This window comes from Vibrio sp. TRT 2004 (assembly GCF_050113735.1).
Classification (GTDB): Bacteria; Pseudomonadota; Gammaproteobacteria; order Enterobacterales; family Vibrionaceae; genus Vibrio.
Genome location: NZ_JBNJOH010000025.1, coordinates 40,929 through 59,856, shown reverse-complemented (window position 1 = coordinate 59,856; position 18,928 = coordinate 40,929). Strand labels below are relative to the sequence as shown.

The 18,928-nt window shown below is 44.3% G+C and carries 18 protein-coding genes and 1 rRNA gene; 5 read left to right on the top strand and 14 right to left on the bottom strand.

The window, feature by feature from the left end:
• From ACQEXR_RS11790 to ACQEXR_RS11750, 9 genes are all read right to left on the bottom strand, one after another.
• Positions 1-298, bottom strand: a 16S ribosomal RNA gene (locus ACQEXR_RS11790); the annotation flags it as partial.
• A 645-nt stretch (positions 299-943) separates the two neighbouring features.
• A complete protein-coding gene (locus ACQEXR_RS11785) occupies positions 944-1,723 on the bottom strand; it encodes a phosphoadenylyl-sulfate reductase (RefSeq protein WP_427020386.1) in 780 nt (259 codons plus the stop codon).
• Entirely contained in the window at positions 1,716-3,437 is a 1,722-nt protein-coding gene (gene cysI, locus ACQEXR_RS11780; protein ID WP_427020385.1) for an assimilatory sulfite reductase (NADPH) hemoprotein subunit, read from the bottom strand. The genes ACQEXR_RS11785 and cysI overlap by 8 nt, the downstream gene beginning before the upstream one ends.
• Entirely contained in the window at positions 3,437-5,287 is a 1,851-nt protein-coding gene (locus ACQEXR_RS11775) for an assimilatory sulfite reductase (NADPH) flavoprotein subunit (RefSeq protein WP_427020384.1), read from the bottom strand. The genes cysI and ACQEXR_RS11775 overlap by 1 nt, the downstream gene beginning before the upstream one ends.
• Positions 5,288-5,413: 126 nt before the next feature.
• The gene (locus ACQEXR_RS11770) at positions 5,414-5,644 is read right to left on the bottom strand and encodes a hypothetical protein (RefSeq protein ID WP_269377133.1); all 231 of its coding nucleotides are present in this window, start codon (positions 5,642-5,644) and stop codon (positions 5,414-5,416) included.
• A 142-nt stretch (positions 5,645-5,786) separates the two neighbouring features.
• A complete protein-coding gene (locus ACQEXR_RS11765; protein ID WP_331417949.1) occupies positions 5,787-6,440 on the bottom strand; it encodes a TIGR04219 family outer membrane beta-barrel protein in 654 nt (217 codons plus the stop codon).
• A 131-nt stretch (positions 6,441-6,571) separates the two neighbouring features.
• On the bottom strand, positions 6,572-6,781 hold the full coding sequence (pspG, locus tag ACQEXR_RS11760; RefSeq protein WP_269377131.1) for an envelope stress response protein PspG: 210 nt from the start codon (positions 6,779-6,781) through the stop codon (positions 6,572-6,574).
• A 162-nt stretch (positions 6,782-6,943) separates the two neighbouring features.
• Entirely contained in the window at positions 6,944-7,945 is a 1,002-nt protein-coding gene (gene dusA / locus ACQEXR_RS11755; protein ID WP_138972805.1) for a tRNA dihydrouridine(20/20a) synthase DusA, read from the bottom strand.
• Between the two features lie 254 nt (positions 7,946-8,199).
• Complete coding sequence (locus tag ACQEXR_RS11750) at positions 8,200-8,412, bottom strand: hypothetical protein (RefSeq protein ID WP_331427453.1); 213 nt, start codon at positions 8,410-8,412, stop codon at positions 8,200-8,202.
• 425 nt (positions 8,413-8,837) lie between these two features.
• On the opposite strand from ACQEXR_RS11750, the gene zur reads away from it, so the two are divergent.
• Together zur and ACQEXR_RS11740 are read left to right on the top strand one after the other, a co-directional pair.
• Positions 8,838-9,302: a zinc uptake transcriptional repressor Zur gene (zur, locus tag ACQEXR_RS11745; RefSeq protein ID WP_138972797.1), complete on the top strand. Its 465-nt coding sequence runs from the start codon at positions 8,838-8,840 to the stop codon at positions 9,300-9,302.
• A 16-nt stretch (positions 9,303-9,318) separates the two neighbouring features.
• Positions 9,319-9,780 (top strand): chemotaxis protein CheX, encoded by a 462-nt coding sequence (locus ACQEXR_RS11740; protein WP_006878545.1) that lies wholly within the window; start codon positions 9,319-9,321, stop codon positions 9,778-9,780.
• 57 nt (positions 9,781-9,837) lie between these two features.
• On the opposite strand, the gene cysC is transcribed toward ACQEXR_RS11740, so the two are convergent.
• The 5 genes from cysC to cobA are packed head-to-tail and all read right to left on the bottom strand — an operon-like array spanning position 9,838 to position 15,492.
• Complete coding sequence (gene cysC / locus ACQEXR_RS11735) at positions 9,838-10,455, bottom strand: adenylyl-sulfate kinase (RefSeq protein ID WP_427020383.1); 618 nt, start codon at positions 10,453-10,455, stop codon at positions 9,838-9,840.
• A 12-nt stretch (positions 10,456-10,467) separates the two neighbouring features.
• Positions 10,468-12,192, bottom strand: a complete 1,725-nt coding sequence (locus tag ACQEXR_RS11730; protein ID WP_427020382.1) for an SLC13 family permease — start codon at positions 12,190-12,192, stop codon at positions 10,468-10,470.
• 24 nt (positions 12,193-12,216) lie between these two features.
• A complete protein-coding gene (gene cysN, locus ACQEXR_RS11725; RefSeq protein ID WP_427020381.1) occupies positions 12,217-13,644 on the bottom strand; it encodes a sulfate adenylyltransferase subunit CysN in 1,428 nt (475 codons plus the stop codon).
• Positions 13,645-13,666: 22 nt separating this feature from the next.
• Positions 13,667-14,599 (bottom strand): sulfate adenylyltransferase subunit CysD, encoded by a 933-nt coding sequence (gene cysD / locus ACQEXR_RS11720; protein WP_276608347.1) that lies wholly within the window; start codon positions 14,597-14,599, stop codon positions 13,667-13,669.
• A gap of 29 nt (positions 14,600-14,628) precedes the next feature.
• Positions 14,629-15,492, bottom strand: coding sequence for a uroporphyrinogen-III C-methyltransferase (gene cobA / locus ACQEXR_RS11715; protein WP_426952962.1), 864 nt, complete (start codon positions 15,490-15,492; stop codon positions 14,629-14,631).
• A gap of 260 nt (positions 15,493-15,752) precedes the next feature.
• Here cobA and cpdB point away from each other — a divergent pair, with 260 nt between their 5' ends.
• The 3 genes from cpdB to ACQEXR_RS11700 all read left to right on the top strand — a co-directional run bounded on the left by cpdB (position 15,753) and on the right by ACQEXR_RS11700 (position 18,927).
• The gene (gene cpdB, locus ACQEXR_RS11710; RefSeq protein WP_138972792.1) at positions 15,753-17,714 is read left to right on the top strand and encodes a 2',3'-cyclic-nucleotide 2'-phosphodiesterase; all 1,962 of its coding nucleotides are present in this window, start codon (positions 15,753-15,755) and stop codon (positions 17,712-17,714) included.
• 125 nt (positions 17,715-17,839) lie between these two features.
• A complete protein-coding gene (locus ACQEXR_RS11705) occupies positions 17,840-18,403 on the top strand; it encodes a Crp/Fnr family transcriptional regulator (RefSeq protein WP_427020387.1) in 564 nt (187 codons plus the stop codon).
• A 71-nt stretch (positions 18,404-18,474) separates the two neighbouring features.
• Positions 18,475-18,927, top strand: coding sequence for a GNAT family N-acetyltransferase (locus ACQEXR_RS11700; protein ID WP_427020380.1), 453 nt, complete (start codon positions 18,475-18,477; stop codon positions 18,925-18,927).
• The last annotated feature ends 1 nt before the right edge of the window (position 18,928 follow it).

The following is an 18,928-nucleotide window of genomic DNA, read 5'->3' as shown; positions in this document are numbered from 1 at the left end:
TAGGGATCGTCGCCTTGGTGAGCCATTACCTCACCAACTAGCTAATCCCACCTGGGCATATCCTGACGCGAGAGGCCCGAAGGTCCCCCTCTTTGAGCCGAAGCTATTATGCGGTATTAGCCATCGTTTCCAATGGTTATCCCCCACATCAGGGCAATTTCCCAGGCATTACTCACCCGTCCGCCGCTCGACGCCGTTAACGTTCCCCGAAGGTTCAGTTAACTCGTTTCCGCTCGACTTGCATGTGTTAGGCCTGCCGCCAGCGTTCAATCTGAGCCATGATCAAACTCTTCAATTTAAGATTTTGTTCGGCTCAATGAATACTGACTTCAAAACTGATATTTATGAAAACATAAACATGTAATTTTAAAGCTATTATCGTTCCAACAGAACGATAATGAATTGACTGTGCCAAGTCCTCTAATGTTTCCAAAAGAAGTCTCGTTTGGTCACTTCGTTTCATTGAAACCTAATTTGAAACCCCTCTTTATTTAGAGAAATTTCTAATTGGATTATCATCAACGAGTGCCCACACAGATTGATAGGTCTATATTTTTAAAGAGCTTCTCTTCTGCGTGATTTGTATCACTCGGAAGAGGCGGCCATTCTAGCGATTTAAGTTTTAGTGTCAACCACTTTTTTCAAACTTTTTTTCAAGCAACTTGCTTGGCTAGTTAACCGTATCGACTTCGCTTGAACCCTTGTGAGCTCTTGCCCTGTCGACGAGGAGGCATTATAGAGATCGCGCTCACATTGGCAAGCGTTATTTTGAAAAAATTGCAAAAATAACGTCTAAATGTCGTTTTTTCGCTCAAAGCTTTATTTATCCAACTTTACCCCAAATTAGCAAACATCATACTCACAGAGTTATCCACAATTGCTATTTTTTAGACCAAAGAAAAGGCCGCATTGCGACCTTTCTTCTTATATATAAGAGAGCAGATTAGATACCGGAACCATCTTGCTCATTAGCGTCATCTTCATGAAGCCCACATTCACGCTTTAAACCAAAGAAACGAGTTTCTTCTTCACTCATTCCTGGTTCCCATTTTTTCGTGGTATGGGTATCACCAACGGACAGATAACCTTCATCTCTTAGTGGGTGATATGGCAGACCATGTTCTTCTAGGTAGTAATGAACATCTTTATTAGTCCAGTCGATTACGGGTAGGAATTTAAACACACCATTTTGGATAGACAAGATCGGCAAGTTGGTACGTGACTTAGATTGCTCTCGGCGTAGGCCAGAGAACCAAGTTCCAACTTCTAGTTCATCCAACGCGCGACGCATTGGTTCGACTTTGTTTATCTTGTTGTATTTCTCTATTCCCTCTATACCTTGCTCCCACAGATTTCCGTAACGCGCTTCTTGCCAGTTTGGACTCTCTACTGCTCGATAAACTTTGAGATTTAAAGTCAACTGTTCACTTAACTGATCGATAAAGCGATACGTTTCGGGAAATAGATAGCCTGTATCGGTTAAGATGACTGGGATATCTGGGGACTGTTGAGTCACAAGGTGTAGCATCACAGCCGCTTGAACACCAAAACTTGAAGAGACCGCAAACTGACCTTCGAGGTTTTCTAATGCCCAAGCAACTCTTTGCTCAGCGGTTAGCTTCTCTAGCTCACCATTAATTTGTGCAAGACGGAGTATTTGCTCCGTCTTAGTTAATGAGAGCAGTTCTGCTAACTTCGGTTTGGAAGCGACAGAATCAAGCATATAAGTCCCTCTTAGACACTTTAACTTCTTGGATGATGCCTGCGCGTATAGCAAAGTCACCAAACCCTTCACCCTCTTCGCGTTCTTTCGCCCAACGACCAACTAGCAGATCAATTTCTTCTAGTATCTGTTTATCTGTGATGTTCTCTTTATACATCTTCGGAATACGCGTACCCGCTCGGTTACCACCAAGGTGCAGGTTGTAACGACCTGGCGCTTTACCAACCAATCCGATTTCAGCCAACATTGCGCGTCCACAGCCATTCGGACAACCAGTGACTCGCAATATAATATTGTCATCTTCTGGTAAGCCGTGTTTTTCTAGGATGCCTTCTACGTCTGTAACAAACTGCGGAAGGAAACGCTCTGCTTCAGCCATCGCTAATGGACATGTTGGGAATGCCACACACGCCATTGAGTTTTTGCGCTGCTCACTCACGCTGTCATCGATCAAACCATGTTCACGGGCGATCTTTTCAATTTTTGCTTTCTGGCTTTTCGCTACACCAGCAACAATCAAGTTTTGGTTTGCTGTCATGCGGAAATCGCCTTTGTGAATTTTGGCAATTTCAGCAACACCTGTTTTAAGCGGTTTGCCTGGGTAATCAAGCAGACGACCATTTTCGATAAATAGAGCTAAGTGGTGTTTACCGTCTATACCTTCAACCCATCCAATGCGGTCACCACGATCAGTAAACTCGTATGGACGGCTATCTGAGAACGTCACGCCAGCTCGCTTTTCGACTTCCGCTTTAAAGACATCAATACCGACACGATCGAGTGTGTACTTAGTTTTTGCATTTTTACGATTTGAGCGGTTCCCCCAATCACGCTGAGTGGTGACTACTGCCGCAGCGACATCTAGCGTCTTTTCTAGAGGGATAAACCCAAAGTCATCTGCGCGGCGAGCATAGGTAGATGTATCGCCGTGCGTCATAGCAAGGCCACCGCCAACTAATACGTTGAAGCCAATTAATTTTCCATTTTCACCAATCGCGACGAAGTTCAGGTCATTCGCATGTACGTCGACATCATTTAGTGGCGGAATGACAACCGTTGTTTTGAACTTACGAGGAAGATACGTCTTACCTAAAATTGGTTCGTCATCTTCTGTTGTTTCCACTTTCTCGCCATCCAACCAGATCTCAGCGTACGCTTTGGTTTTTGGCAGCAAGTGCTCACTGATCTTCTTCGCCCATTCATAAGCTTCTTGATGTAACTCAGACTCAATTGGGTTAGTGGTACATAGGACGTTACGGTTTACGTCACCAGCCGTCGCTATTGAGTCAATCCCAATGCTGTTTAAGGTTTGGTGCATGAGCTTGATATTTGGCTTTAGTACACCGTGAAACTGAAACGTTTGACGTGTCGTTAGACGAATACTGCCATAAAGCGAATGCTCGGTAGCAAACTTATCAATCGCAAGCCACTGTTTTGGTGTAATGATGCCACCTGGCATGCGCGCGCGTAGCATTACATTGTGCAGTGGTTCGAGTTTTTGCTTAGCACGTTCATTTCGAATATCGCGGTCATCTTGCTGGTACATTCCGTGGAAACGAATCAGCTGAAAGTTATCTGCTGTAAATCCACCAGTAATACGGTCCTGTAAATCTTGCTCGATTGTGCCACGTAAGAAATTACTTTGAGTTTTGAGGCGTTCGTTATCCGAAAGAGGTCCTAGAACTTCACCCAATACTTCCTGCTTATTACTCATTAGTACACATCCCTTTGGTAACGTTTTGCTTTACGTAAGTCGTTAATAAATTCTTCTGCATCATCACGAGACATCTTGCCTTGTTGCTCAGCAACAATTACCAATGCTTCGTGCACATCTTTTGCCATTCGAGTTGCGTCACCACAAACATAGATATAGGCACCATCTTGAATCCACTGCCAAACCTGCTCAGCATTTTCTAGGATGCGGTGTTGGACGTAGACCTTCTCTACTTGGTCACGGCTAAAAGCAACATCTAGACGATTAAGTAATCCAGATTTGAGGTACTTCTGCCACTCCACTTGATAGAGGAAGTCTTGAGTAAAGGTGCGGTCACCGAAGAATAACCAGTTCTTGCCTTCAGCATCGCGGTTATCTCGCTCTTGAATAAAGCTACGGAAAGGCGCAATACCAGTACCAGGACCAATCATAATGACGGGAGTGTTGTCATCTTGAGGCAATTTGAAGTTATTGTTGTTTTCAACAAACACTTTAACCACCCCCCCCTCTTCCAGTCGCTGTGACAAGAAGCTTGAGGCACCGCCGTAGCGCTTATCGTCACCTTTATCATATTCAACAAGGCCAACGGTTAGATGAACTTCTTGGTCTACTTCTGCCTGACTCGAAGCGATTGAGTATAGGCGAGGGGTCAAACGACGCAGCAAACCAATCAGTTGATCTGCGGTTAACTTGGTTTTCTTTTCATCAAGAACATCAACGACCTGGGTATTGGTTGCGTATTCACGCAATTGGTCTTTATCTTGAGCCAGTTTTTGTAGTTTTTTACTACCGGACAGTTCGGCGTACTTCGCGACCAGTTGTGGGTTAGATGCAGTGATCTCATATTTAGCCACCAGCGCACTATGAATTGACAGGCTTTCACCATCCACTTCAACGCTTTCCACCCCAGATAAACCCACTTTTGCTAAGATTGCGTTAGCAAGCTCAGAGCTGTTTTCAAACCATACCCCAAGCGCATCACCCGGTTGATATGTTAAGCCCGAGCCGTCCAAGTCGATTTCGATATGACGAACATCTTTCCCTGAATCACGGCCTGTAATTTTTTGGCTAGTCAGCAAAGTGGCGGTATAAGGTTTTTGCTTACTGTACTGAGAGTGTCCAGCAGCCTGAGCCACTGGAAGCTGGACTATATCCGCTTCTTGCCCAGAAGAGAGATCTTCTTTCACTGTCTCCAGCGCTTTAGCACGCCATTCAGACGCGGACGCTTCATAGTCAACATCACAATCAATTCGATCAATGAAAGCCGTCGCGCCTTGCTTCGCAAGGTAAGCGTCAAAATCTTTACCAGTTTGGCAGAAGAACTCATAGCTAGAGTCACCCAGACCAATCACACCATATTTCAGGTTCGCTAATTTAGGTGCTTTCTTAGACTGCAAAAACTCATGCAATTCAATCGCATTGTCCGGCGCTTCACCTTCACCATTCGTTGAAGCCACAATAATTACATGTGTTTCTTTGGCTAGGTTCTTACCTTTATAGTCACTGGCATCGAATAGCTCTGCTTCAATACCCAAGGCTTTTGCTTCTTGCTCTAGCGCTTCTGCAACACCTTTAGCATTGCCGGTTTGTGAAGCAAAAATAATTGATAGTTTACCAGCAGGCTTTGCCGCTACAGCAGCAACGGCTTGGTTGATTGGTGCGGCAGCAGACACGGTCTGTGTTTGGGCCAATCCCCAAAAATATCCACTCACCCATGCCAACTGCTGAGAAGACAAGTCTGCAACGGTCTGTTGTAGCGAGTTCAGCTGTTGATCATTCAGAGGAGCTGCGATCGATGGTAGTTCTTGTGGCGTGTTTCCTTGAGAGGACACGTTCTTGTTTAAAGACATGGTCTCGACATCCCTATTCATTGCGTGATGATAGATTAACCACTCTCTTTAATAACAAGAAAGAATAGAAGTGAATGTTTTATAACTTTTTGAATTAAAGAATAGGGAGACAACAATCATCAAATGCTATTTTGCCTCTACGCGAACCTGCTTGAAACCTACCGCCATTGCTGACTTTGACGCTAGATCGAGGTCCATATAATGACACTCTTCACCGTGAGAGTCGGTCAAAAGAACAAAGCCACCACGAGCATGGCGAAATTCCACAATCCAGCTTCCTTCTTGTGCTGAAGGCTCGATAATGGCTTCAACTAGCTGATTCTCACGATATAGATTTCGAAGTTCAGTGATAGTCATGAGGTTCCTTTCTCTGGCGAAAATTCCTTATTAAGCATGGCCAATGACAGAAAAAGTGCTAAACGAAATGAACGGATATAATCAATAGATATAAAAAAACGCCGCTTTAGATAGCGACGTTTTAAAAAATAGACTCAGATGTTTAGAAAGAAAACTCTGCGCCAGCAAAGAAGCCATTAGCAAAAATAAACGGGTCGCCCTTAGTATTCGGGAACTCTTCCGACTCCAAATCAATCACGCGGTAACCACCACGGAAAGCCAATGTATTCTCACCAACAGGTAAGCGGTACTGTACACCTGCCATCAAGTCGGTACTCTTAATACCGCTACTATCACCAAAGTTCATTTCACCGATGACATCGAAATTGGTGTTAGGCACCGTGATTTCTGCATAACCGTACCAAGCCCAAATGGTTTTATCAAACGTTGTGCTAGCGCTATTTTCAGGGTTGATATATTTAGTATTACCTAGGTCACTGAACGTCATACCCGCATCGAAATGCATTAAATCATGCTCCATAACACGGTAGTACAAAGTTAAATCCAGTTTATCAAAAGCCATGTAATCAGCATCAACGCTCGTGTAGCGCAGACGTGCATCAGGCACATATTTGATACCGTGTTCAACCGCTACATAAACACTTGGTGTTGTATCACCATCTCGAGTGACCTCGTTCACTTTAGTGTCTGTTAGCCACGCTTCAGCGCCAAACTTAGTTGTTAGAGAGGACTCAGCAAAAGCTGACGCAGAAACGACTGCCGCGATGGCGAATGCACTGGCGGTTTTAAAACCCATGGGATTAGTTCTCCAAGTATTCACTTCAGACAGCCCCGAATCGAGCTGCACATGGCTAGATAAGTATGATGTTCGTCAAATTCTAACATAGACATACCTCTAGCCAGTAAATATTTCTCAGTAGAGTCCTGTTATCGAGGCTGAACCACATAGTTCTTGAAGAACCAAACGCCAATAGCAATCACAATCAACCATGGAATGAGCTTGATCACTGCGCCAACCATTCCTAGAAGCACCATGACTACCAGAGAAAAAGCAACTCCGACAAACACGGTAACCATAGTCACTCCAGTGACCAGTAATGTTGCTACAAATACCAAAATAAAGATTAGCTCAAACATATCAATCTCCTTTGTTGTTACTAACCTCTATTTCAGGATGCGTGCCAACCTTGACCAACACGCTAAGGCATTGAAAATATAGAAAATAAAAAAGAGCGCTATTAAATAGCACTCTTTTCTTCGATAGATAATGGTAATTTTCACCAACCCCGTTGGTAATTTTTACACATTCAACTCTTTTGGAATTTTCGCTAGTGCCGCTTCGACCACTTCTATGCCCGATCCTGGCTTATGAGCGTTTTCACTAATATGGCGGCGCCATTGACGAGCTCCCGGCATGTTCTGGAACAAACCCAACATATGACGAGTAATATGACCTAAGTACGCCCCATTCGAAAGCTGCTGTTCAATGTATGGATACATTTCTTCCACAACCTGAGTACGCTTTTTAATTGGCTTATCTAATCCAAAGATCTGTTGATCGACCTCAGCTAAGATATAGGGATTCTGATATGCTTCGCGCCCTACCATCACACCATCAAGATGCTGCAAGTGCTCTTTAGTCTCTTGCAGAGTTTTAACGCCACCATTCACAGCGATCACTAAATGAGAGAAGTCTTTCTTTAGTTGATATGCGCGTGGGTAGTCCAGTGGTGGGATCTCTCGGTTCTCTTTTGGACTAAGACCAGAAAGCCAAGCTTTACGGGCATGGATAGTAAATTGCTCACAACCGCCTTTCTCTGAGACGATAGAAACAAAGTCTGTCAGGAATTCATACGAATCTTGATCATCAATACCAATACGGGTCTTTACTGTTACAGGTACATCAACCACATCACGCATAGCTGCAACACAGTCTGCCACCAACTGAGGCTCGCCCATTAGACAAGCACCAAAGCGGCCATTCTGTACACGGTCAGATGGGCAGCCAACGTTTAAGTTAATCTCATCGTAGCCACGCTCTGCCGCCAGTTTAGCGCAAGTAGCCAAGTCCTTAGGATTTGAACCGCCTAATTGCAGGGCGACTGGATGCTCTTCCTGGTTATATGCTAGGAAGTCACCTTTACCATGAATAATTGCCCCCGTGGTGACCATCTCTGTATAAAGCAGAGTCTCGTTAGTCAACAAGCGGTGGAAGTAACGGCAGTGTCGATCCGTCCAATCGAGCATAGGTGCAATGGAAAAGCGGTTAGCCGCGTATTTACTAGTGTTATCAGGTTTCATAAGGTGAGTCTCGCTATACAGTGAGCATCGTGGTCAAAACAGAATCCGCGATTATACACACAGAAGAGAAAACATTCAGGAAAAATGAGGGAATACTAAGGAATGACAATAAGCGGTTAAGTTCTCTATTGATAGATCATGTGCTTGTCTATCTACACCAGTTAAAGTGCATAAGAGCATGCCACCATGACGTAGTGATTGGATCAACACTGTGTCGAAATAAAAAAGGCCAACCCTTCGGTTAGCCAACATTTTTATAGTGTAAGACTGGGATACTCCAAGATCAATTCGTTGTCAGTGAACGTACAAACCGAGAAATAGTTAAAATACTGCACAAGCTCTCTACGGTCTGATTCAGTCATCGCTTCTTTCAATGCCACACTGGTTCGGTGTAACCCGTGTAGCCTATCGTTACTGATTTCAGCATGAATGCTATCGACCAACGTCCTTAAGTTTGATCTATCCATAAGTCTCAACCTAGCCTCTGTTGATGAATCAAAGCTGATATAAATATGTGAAACCATCACCATATTGTCAATGCACTCAATAAAAAAATAATACTAAAGAGGTGGCGTGTTAATTTCTATCATCAATGGACTCCAATCTGGGCTGCAAATTGGTTTGTCGCGAAACCAGCTCTCTGAGCTGACTAAGGCACTGGAAGAATTTGATTTTGAACGCGGTTTACAGATCTTGGACACAAGCCGGCAATGAGAAGTGAGTAAAATGCTGTAATTTGTATCGTTTTTATTGTAGATAATGTAACTTATGCCATTAAAGTCAGGCTACCACTATTCATCCTTCGAATAAGTAACCTGCTGACATAGCGAATTGATATTACCTACAGAGCGACGATAAACCGCAAGAAATGGTATATTATTAAAAATGTCCATTGGTAACGGTGATAAGTTTGGACCAGCAGTTAGTAAAGCAAATAGAAGATATATGTGCAGCCAGAGGCGTAAGGCTTACCGCCCAACGCAAAAGAGTGTTTGAGCTGATTTGCTCAAGTCCAAAGGCTGCAAGTGCTTATGAGCTTTTAGACGAGTTAAAAGTAAGTGAACCCCAGGCCAAACCACCTACTGTGTATCGAGCCTTGGACTTTTTGCTCGAACAGGGATTCATCCACCGTGTTGAATCAACCAACAGCTATATTCAATGCTGCTCCTGCAATGCCCATAAGCATCACTCGCATCTTTTGATTTGCGACAGATGCAGCAACGTTATTGAACTGCAAGATGATAGTTTGGTAGCCTTGCTAAAGAAGAATGCGGAAGTACATGGTTTTTCCATCAACAATCACGTTATTGAATCACATGGTATTTGTCAGTCATGTGCCTCTGACAAAGCGAAATAAGATATAGAAGAAGATTATGCGCGCTGAATTTGTAAACCCGTTTTTAGCTTCATTGATGAATGTTTTGAAAACGATGGCTTCACTGGAATTGAAGCCACAGAAACCTCGTGTCAAAAAAGATGAAATTGCACGTGGAGATGTTTCAGGTTTAATCGGGATGGTAGGTCCGCAAAGCCGCGGTTCTATGTCGATTACTTTCGATGAAAACCTCGCTCTTGAAATTATGCAGAATATGCTTGGTGAACGCCCTAATGGGCTGAACGATGAAGTGACAGACATGGTGGGTGAAATCACTAACATGGTAACGGGTGGTGCAAAACGTATCCTAGCCGAAAGTGGTTTTGATTTTGATATGGCGACGCCTGTCGTTGTCTCTGGTAAAGGCCACACCATCCGTCACAAGTGCGAAGGTTCTATCATTATCATGCCGTTCACTTCTCAATGGGGTAACGCATTTATTGAGATCTGTTTTGAATAACCCATTACATTACAGATAGACAAATAAAAAACGCTTCTCTAGAGAAGCGTTTTTTATTTATGCAATCACCTTACGGGCTTTTAATACTTGTAAGCAGTCATCAACCAGCTCATCAATTGACTTTTCACCTGCCCGAAGATCAATTTCTGGATTGAGTGGTGCTTCATACTCAGAATCGATACCAGTAAAATTAGTAATCTCCCCTGCACGCGCTTTTTTATACAGACCTTTAGGATCCCTTTGTTCACACACTTCCAATGAAGTATTGACGAACACTTCTAAAAACTCGCCCTCTGGCAGCATTTCACGTACCAACTGCCTCTCTGCACGATGAGGAGAGATAAAAGCGGACAAGACGATCAAACCAGCATCCGCCATCAGCTTAGCCAATTCACCGATGCGACGGATGTTTTCACGGCGATCTTGCTCAGAGAACCCGAGATCACTACACAAACCATGACGAACATTGTCTCCATCTAACAAGTAAGTGTGATGCCCCAATTCAGCCAAACGCGTTTCTAGAGCACCGGCGACGGTCGACTTACCTGCGCCAGACAAGCCAGTAAACCAAAGTACAACGGGTTGCTGTCTTTTGATTTTGGCGCGAAATTCTTTGTCAATCGAGTGATGATGCCAAACAACATTTTCGTCTTTAGTCGGTGTTTCCGTAGTCATAATTGAGTCCTTTTAAAACGGAAAGAAGAGTGGAATCAGCGTTAACACCAACACGGAGTAAACAATCGATAAAGGAATTCCCACTCGAACATAATCAGTAACTTTGTAATTTCCTACGCTATAAACCAAAAGGTTAGTTTGATAACCGTAGGGTGAAATAAAGCTCGCACTTGCACCAAACAACACCGCCATAATAAATGGCATAGGATCGACCCCGTAGCCCAAAGCCATACTGTAACCAATTGGAAATGCTAATGCGGCCGCAGCATTGTTAGTAACAAGTTCAGTTAAAATAAGAGTAAGCAAGTAAGTCGCAACCAAAGCACCAAAGACTCCCCACCCATTGAATCCTTCAATAAACATCTGACCCAAACTGACCGATAAACCGGATGACAACATCAGTTGTGCGATTGACAGCGCCGAACCAACGATCACTACAATATCGATGGGAAAGCGTCTACGCAATTCGGCAAGTTGGATGACGCCAGAAAAGAGCGCCGCTAAAAGAAAGACGGACAAACCTTTTATCAATGGAAACAAGTCAAGCAAAGCTAAGGATATGACACCAGCAAAACCCAATAACACACAAGTCGATTTATTCGTGTCTAGACGAGCACTTGAACCAAGCGCATTGATCAACACAAACTCTTTGCGATGGGCTTGTCTCTCTTGTTCAAAACGCTTACCAGGAACAAGTACTAAGGTATCCCCTGCATTTAGAGTGATATTCCCCAAGCCACCTTGCAAACGCTCGTGGCCACGACGAATAGCTACCACTACTGCATCAAATCGATCTCGAAAATGACTCGATTTCAGCGTCTTATTACAGAAACTGGCCGAAGAGCTGACAACGACTTCAACAAACCCTTGTCCATTAAGATGGTGTTGACCAAATAGGGTTAAACCTTGAATCTCCTGTAAAGTGGCGACACTTTCGATATCACCACAAAACAACAATCGATCACGAGCTTGAAGGACAAAATCAGGTTCGACCGAAGGCATAGTCTGACCATCACGAACCACTTCAGCCAAGAACAACTTACGTAACGCACGTAGGTTGTTTTCACTGATGCTCCGTCCTACTAACGGCGAACCAGGCTCGACACGCGCTTCTAAGAAATAAGGCAGCTCATCCTGTGTATGATCTTCATAATCAGGCAGAAAGTAACTCATGGGGATCAAGATCATCAAGCCACCAAGCAGCACAGACAAACCGATCAACGTGGGGGCAAAAAAACCTAAACTCGGCAAACCGGCATCTTCAACAAAGCTATTGATGATCAAGTTTGTGGATGTACCGATCAAAGTGAGCGTACCACCCAAAATCGCCGCATAAGAGAGAGGGATCAACAGTTTAGATGGGGCATGCTGCTGATTGCGCTTAATGGCACCAATCAGAGATACTACCACCGCGGTGTTATTGGTAAATGAAGAGAGTAACGCGGTTGAAATTCCAAGTTTTGCAACCACAGTGGCTAGACGACCATTAGACAATGAACGACTGACCCAACTCACCAAACGCGTTTTCTCCAATGCTGCTGAAGCCAAAATCAGCAGCACCAAAGTCAGTAGAGAAGAGTTAGTAAAATTCGTGGCAACATCACCGAGCTCAATCATTCCGCCAAGAAAAGCAATGAATGCTGCACCTGCGAAGATATAACTCGGTTTAATCCGCGTAGCCAACAGGCAGGTTACTATGCCTAATAATATTGCTAACACAAATCCTTGTTGCCACATATTACTTCCCTACCAGTAAGACGGTTACTTAAGTAACTGACTGATATCTTTTGATTCCCAGTGTGGGAAATGCTTGCGGATTAACGCGTTAAGTTCGATCTCAAATGCAGAGAAATCACCGACTTTCGTTTCCACCTGAGTCAAGCTTTCACGTACCAAGCCAGCACCAACTGTCACATTGGTTAAGCGGTCAATAATGATAAACCCACCAGTATCTTGGCATGAGGTGTAGCTATCGAGTGCCACTGACTCAGTCAGCGTCCATTCACACAAACCGATACCGTTGAGTGGTAATTCAACCGCACTATGGGTTGAAAGGTTATTGATGTCATACTGATGACGAATGGACTCAACACGACCCACTGTTTTCTTGCCAGCAATCTTGATGTCATACTCACGCCCCGGCTGAAGCGGTTGCTCTGTCATCCAAACCACATCAGCTAGGAGATGGTTACTCGATTCAATCTGCGCCTTTTCTAGAACAATTAGATCACCACGGCTAACATCAATTTCGTCTTCCAAAGTGAGCGTCACTGCCAGTCCAGCTTGTGCCTGCTCTAGGTCGCCATCAAAAGTCACAATACGAGCAACTTTCGATATTTTGCCTGAAGGTAACGCCTTAACCTCATCACCAACGTTGATAGAACCTGACGCAATCGTGCCAGAGAAACCACGGAAATCTAGGTTTGGTCGATTCACGTACTGGACTGGGAAACGGAACTCACCAACGGCCTTGTCACGATCAACGTTTACCGTTTCAAGGATCTCAAGCAAAGATGGACCTTCGAACCAACTCAAGTTCTCACTTGCATCTACAACATTGTCACCCTCTAAAGCCGACAGCGGTAAAATCTGAATATCGATTTCACCCTGTAGATTCTTAGAAAACTCCAAATATTCGTCGCGGATCTGTTCAAATCGTTGCTGTGAGTAATCGACAAGATCCATTTTGTTCACGGCAACAACAAAGTGTTTTAAACCCAATAGATTTGAGATAAACGAATGACGACGAGTTTGATCCAACACACCTTTACGTGCGTCAATTAAGATCACCGCCAGATCACACGTTGATGCCCCTGTTGCCATATTGCGTGTGTACTGTTCATGCCCCGGAGTATCGGCAATGATGAACTTACGTTTTTGAGTAGAGAAGTAACGGTACGCGACATCAATCGTGATCCCCTGCTCTCGCTCTGCCTGTAATCCATCGACCAACAACGCTAGGTCAGGACGCTCGCCAGTTGTGCCCACACGTTGACTGTCGTTATGTACGGCCGCTAACTGATCTTCATAGATCTGCTTTGAGTCATGCAGTAATCGGCCGATTAAAGTACTTTTGCCATCATCTACTGATCCACAGGTAAGGAATCTAAGCAGTGATTTGTATTGATGCTGTGTAAGGTAACCTTCGATACCTAGCTCTTCTAATTGAGCTTCTACTACGCTGTTCATGTTTCTTTCCTTAGATCCTAAATTAGAAGTAGCCTTGACGTTTTTTCAGTTCCATCGATCCAGACTGATCGTGGTCGATCGCGCGGCCTTGACGTTCACTCGATGTTGCCACCAACATCTCTTCGATAATGCCAGTTAACGTATTCGCATCTGACTCAATCGCCCCCGTAAGCGGGTAGCAGCCAAGAGTACGGAAACGTACGCTCTTCTCTTCAATCACTTCTCCCGGCTCTAACTTCATACGATCATCATCCACCATGATCAGCATGCCATCACGCTCAACAACAGGACGCTTTTCTGCTAGATACAGCGGAACAATGTCGATGTTCTCCAAGTAGATGTATTGCCAGATATCCAGTTCAGTCCAGTTCGATAGCGGGAAGACACGAATGCTTTCACCTTTGTTGATCTGACCGTTGTAAGTACGCCATAACTCTGGACGTTGATTCTTTGGATCCCAAGTGTGGTTCTTATCGCGGAACGAATAGACACGCTCTTTAGCACGTGATTTCTCTTCATCTCGACGAGCCCCACCAAAAGCCGCATCAAAACCATATTTATTCAGAGCCTGTTTCAGGCCTTGTGTTTTCATAATATCGGTATGCTTAGATGAGCCGTGCGTAAACGGACTACATCCCATCGCTAAACCTTCAGGGTTCTTATGCACCAAAAGCTCAAAACCATACTTTTCAGCCGTACGATCACGAAACTCAATCATCTCTTTAAATTTCCAGTCGGTATCCACGTGCAGCAGCGGGAACGGGATCTTTCCTGGGTAGAAAGCTTTGCGAGCGAGATGCAACATTACCGACGAATCTTTACCGATCGAGTACATCATCACTGGGTTATCAAACTCAGCCGCCACTTCACGGATGATATGAATACTCTCCGCTTCGAGTTGCTTGAGGTGGGTTAAACGTTCTTGGTCCATGTTAGTGCTTCCTTTACGGCTCAATACGAGCTTCTGACTAATCAAATAATGAGTTATGCGAATTGGCGCTGTTGTACGCTAGGCTGTGGAGTGAACCACGCCAGCTTGTCTGACAGTGACACCACTTCACCAATGACGATGAGAGACGGCGATTGCGCGTCTTTTGCAAGTTCAGCCAGTTGAGATAGCTGACCTTTGAATATTCTTTGGGTTGACTGAGTCCCACGCTCAATAATGGCGATTGGAGTCTCAGGGCTACGGCCGTGCTCAATCAACTGATGCTCAATATATTCAGACTTCATTAAGCCCATATAGATCACCAGCGTTTGGTTGCCGCGAGCCAACGTAGACCAGTCCATCTGGTCACTTTCTGCTTTCAAATGCCCGGTTATAAACATAGCTGATTGAGCGTAATCTCTATGGGTTAACGGTATGCCCGCATAAGCTGTCGCACCCGCTGCGGCGGTAATACCAGGAACAACATGAAAAGAAACTCCAGCGTCCGCCAATACTTCAAGCTCTTCACCACCGCGGCCAAAAATAAACGGATCACCGCCCTTGATGCGAGCGACACGGTGACCTTGTTTAGCAAAGTCCACCAATAGCTGATTGGTTTTTTCTTGAGGGACACTATGGTGGCCAGCGCGCTTACCAACACACACCGTAATCGTGTCACTAGGAAGGAGAGACATAATGTCTTCAGAAACAAGATAGTCGTATAGCACGACATCCGCTTGCTGTAAGAAACGCATTGCCTTCAGCGTTAGCAACTCTACGTCACCAGGGCCTGCACCGATAAGTGCCACTTCACCTTTACCGAGCACGCTGCGACCAAAAGTATTTAAATCCATCTGATTGCTACGCTGTGCACGTTGAGCGTTCAAAGGGAATTGAGAAACGGTTTCCTTGCGAGCCATAATGTCATCCTTCAATGTCTATGGAAGCATTATGTATCTGTATCTTTATTACCTGAAATTCTAAAATTTCATTTTTTATATCAATTTCTGATAAGAACGATAAACCGTACTATAGTCCCTTTATCGAATTTTGAGAGATTCTTTGCATAACACCAATACATAACTGCTCCAGATCACAATTAATTACCTAGTGAAACAATTGTTTCACTTCATTTTGTTAAATTAGACGGGTCTTATTTAACGCTATCGGAGCTTAAAAAATGAAAGCAGCAGTGAACCCCCTGTCTCTTGCAGTACTTGGTGGTATGTTGGCCATGGCTGGTCCAGTAATGGCAGATACGATCAAACTTCGTATTGTCGAAACGACTGATATTCACACTAACGTCATGGACTATGACTACTACAAAGACAAGCCATCGCAACAGATTGGTCTTACTCGCACTGCTACTCTGGTTAAACAAGCTCGTGCCGAAGTAGAAAACAGTGTACTTGTTGATAATGGTGACCTAATTCAAGGCAGCCCTATGGGAGACTATATGGCAGCGAAAGGCATTGAAAAAGGCGAGGTACACCCAGTATACAAAGCGATGAACCAGTTGAACTACGATGTGGGTAACATTGGTAATCATGAGTTTAACTACGGTTTAGAGTTCCTTGCAGAAACTATCAACGACGCTGATTTCCCTTATGTCAGCGCAAACGTATTCGACAAGAAAACTGGCGAGCATTACTTCAAACCATACATCATTAAATCTCATACATTTAAAGACGTTGATGGCGTAGAACACCAAATCAAAGTGGGTTACATCGGTTTTGTTCCACCGCAAATCATGGTGTGGGATAAGAAAAACCTAGAAGGCAAAGTCTTCGCTAAAGACATCAAAGAAACGGCTGATAAGCTAGTGCCTCAAATGAAAGCTGAAGGTGCTGACGTCATCGTTGCGATTCCGCACTCTGGCGTATCTTCAGACCCACATAAAGTAGGTGCAGAAAACTCTACGTACTACCTTTCTCAAGTAGATGGTATCGACGCGATTGCTTTTGGTCACTCTCATGCTGTATTCCCAGGAAAAGGCTTCGATAACATTCCAGGTATTGATAACACAAACGGTACCATCAATGGTGTAGCAGCAGTTATGCCAGGTCGCTGGGGTAGCCACGTTGGTGTCATTGATCTTGAACTGAAAGAAAAAGACGGTAAATGGACGGTTGTAAAAGGCCAAACTGAAGCTCGTCCGATCTACGACAAGAAAACAAAAACTTCACTTGCAGAAGCAGATGCTGAGATGGTTAAAGCGCTTGAAGCTGACCACAAAGGGACTCGCGATTTCGTTAACCAGCCAATCGGTAAAGCTAACGACGTGATGTACAGCTTCTTAGCATTAGTACAAGACGATCCAACAGTACAAATTGTTAACCTTGCACAAAAAGATTACGTTGAGCGCTTTATCCAAGGCGATCCTGACCTAGCAGACATTCCTGTTCTTTCTGCTGCTGCACCATTTAAAGCTGGCGGTCGTAAAAATGATCCGGGTAACTTCACTGAAGTAGAATCTGGTCAGTTGACTTTCCGTAACGCAGCAGACCTTTACCTATACCCGAACACTCTCGTGGCGATGAAAGTAACCGGTACTGAAGTGAAAGAGTGGTTAGAGTGTACAGCAGGTCAGTTTAAGCAAATTGATGTCAACAGCACTGAGCCACAAAGTCTGATTGACTGGGATGGCTTCCGTACCTACAACTTCGATGTTATTGATGGCCTGAACTATCAAATTGATGTCACTAAGCCGGCGAAATATGACGGCGACTGCAAGGTGATCAACGAAGGTGCTGAACGTATTGTTAATCTTACTTATCAAGGTAAGCCAATCGATATGAAGCAAGACTTCATCATCGCGACAAACAACTACCGTGCATACAGCAATAAGTTCCCTGGCACAGGCTCTGATTTTGTCGCGTTTGACTCACCAGATGAAAACCGTTCAGTAATCGCGGCTTACATTACTCGCGTAAGCAACGAAAAAGGTGAATTCACGCCAAGCGCAGACAACAACTGGTCATTTGCACCAATTAAGTCAGATAAGAAACTGGACATCCGTTTTGAGACTTCACCAAGTGATAAGGCGGCGAAGTTCATCGAAGAAAAAGGCCAGTATCCAATGAAACGCATCGGTACTGATGATGTAGGTTTCGCGGTTTATCAAATCGACCTTCAGAAATAACCCTCTTTTCCATTGAAACAAAGCCGCACTGTTCGTTGCGGCTTTTTTTTCATCACAGGTCAATGGTAGCGAGTTGGGGAAGTGCGCTAGAATCTCTACCTATCCCATTCAAAGATAAACACGCCATGTTTGAAAACTTTCGACAGCAATTGACCCACAATGGATTTACCAGCCAAGAAGTTGATCAACTGACTCTGTCAGCACGACAACTTGAGCTGCCGACCCGTCATATCCTGCTACATCAAGGGCAGGTGGCAGAAGAGATCTATTTTCTCGTATCAGGTATCTGTCATTCATGTTACTTGACGGAAAAAGGCAAAGAGTTCAGCAAAGAGTTCTATTGGGAAAATGACTGGCTTATCGGTTTTGAAAGCCTAATCAAACAGCAGGCCTCACCTTATCTACTCGAATCTCTTACGCCCTGCACCATGATTTCTCTCCCTATTGCCGCCCTCCGTCAGTGGCGAGATGAAAAACACAGCATTTACCTAAAGCTGCTCGAAACTCAGTTAATGTATAAAGAAAACAAAGAACGATTTATGCTGCTCTACAGCCCGGAGGAACGTTACCAACTTTTCTGCCAGCATTACCCCGAATTGCTTGAACGGCTCAATGACTATCAAGTCGCTGCTTACCTAGGCATCACACCAATCAGCTTGAGTCGTATCAAAAATCGCCACCAAAATTAACAATTGTTAATGTCGCCAAGCGATTGAGTTGCTACATTCGCCTTAACAGATATCAACAAGGCAAAACACCTATGGTCACTTGGCAACTCATTCCCTTTTCACAGCTGACAACCACTCAGCTTTATCAACTACTTAAACTCAGAGTGGATGTATTTGTCGTTGAGCAAACATGCCCATACCCCGAGCTGGATGACAAAGATCATCAAGAGGGTGTATATCATCTACTTGGTTATAAAGATGGGCTGTTGGTTGCGTGCGCTCGGTTGATACCGAAGGGATTAAGCTATCCAAGTGTCAGCATTGGACGTGTTGCTACCCTAGCAAGCCATAGAGGTGGCGGGCTTGGCCATCAGTTACTCAAGCAAGCATTGACTGGGTGTGAATCTTTGTGGCCAGGAGAGAAAATAGAGATTGGTGCACAAGAGCATCTGGCTGACTTTTATCAGCAACATGGCTTTGTCCAAACCTCAGATATGTATCTTGAGGACGATATCCCACATATTGATATGAAGTTGGACAAATAGA

Bases quoted from the DNA above. Each gene is read 5' to 3' on its own strand.
- ACQEXR_RS11700 (WP_427020380.1), top strand. From the start codon at position 18,475: ATGGTCACTTGGCAACTCATTCCCTTTTCACAGCTGACAACCACTCAG.
- pspG (WP_269377131.1), bottom strand. From the start codon at position 6,781: ATGTTTGAGCTAATCTTTATTTTGGTATTTGTAGCAACATTACTGGTC.
- ACQEXR_RS11785 (WP_427020386.1), bottom strand. From the start codon at position 1,723: ATGCTTGATTCTGTCGCTTCCAAACCGAAGTTAGCAGAACTGCTCTCA.
- ACQEXR_RS11730 (WP_427020382.1), bottom strand. From the start codon at position 12,192: ATGTGGCAACAAGGATTTGTGTTAGCAATATTATTAGGCATAGTAACC.
- cpdB (WP_138972792.1), top strand. From the start codon at position 15,753: ATGAAAGCAGCAGTGAACCCCCTGTCTCTTGCAGTACTTGGTGGTATG.
- ACQEXR_RS11750 (WP_331427453.1), bottom strand. From the start codon at position 8,412: ATGGATAGATCAAACTTAAGGACGTTGGTCGATAGCATTCATGCTGAA.
- ACQEXR_RS11705 (WP_427020387.1), top strand. From the start codon at position 17,840: ATGTTTGAAAACTTTCGACAGCAATTGACCCACAATGGATTTACCAGC.
- ACQEXR_RS11775 (WP_427020384.1), bottom strand. From the start codon at position 5,287: ATGTCTTTAAACAAGAACGTGTCCTCTCAAGGAAACACGCCACAAGAA.
- ACQEXR_RS11765 (WP_331417949.1), bottom strand. From the start codon at position 6,440: ATGGGTTTTAAAACCGCCAGTGCATTCGCCATCGCGGCAGTCGTTTCT.
- ACQEXR_RS11770 (WP_269377133.1), bottom strand. From the start codon at position 5,644: ATGACTATCACTGAACTTCGAAATCTATATCGTGAGAATCAGCTAGTT.
- dusA (WP_138972805.1), bottom strand. From the start codon at position 7,945: ATGAAACCTGATAACACTAGTAAATACGCGGCTAACCGCTTTTCCATT.
- cysC (WP_427020383.1), bottom strand. From the start codon at position 10,455: ATGACTACGGAAACACCGACTAAAGACGAAAATGTTGTTTGGCATCAT.
- cysN (WP_427020381.1), bottom strand. From the start codon at position 13,644: ATGAACAGCGTAGTAGAAGCTCAATTAGAAGAGCTAGGTATCGAAGGT.
- ACQEXR_RS11740 (WP_006878545.1), top strand. From the start codon at position 9,319: ATGCGCGCTGAATTTGTAAACCCGTTTTTAGCTTCATTGATGAATGTT.
- cysI (WP_427020385.1), bottom strand. From the start codon at position 3,437: ATGAGTAATAAGCAGGAAGTATTGGGTGAAGTTCTAGGACCTCTTTCG.
- cobA (WP_426952962.1), bottom strand. From the start codon at position 15,492: ATGGCTCGCAAGGAAACCGTTTCTCAATTCCCTTTGAACGCTCAACGT.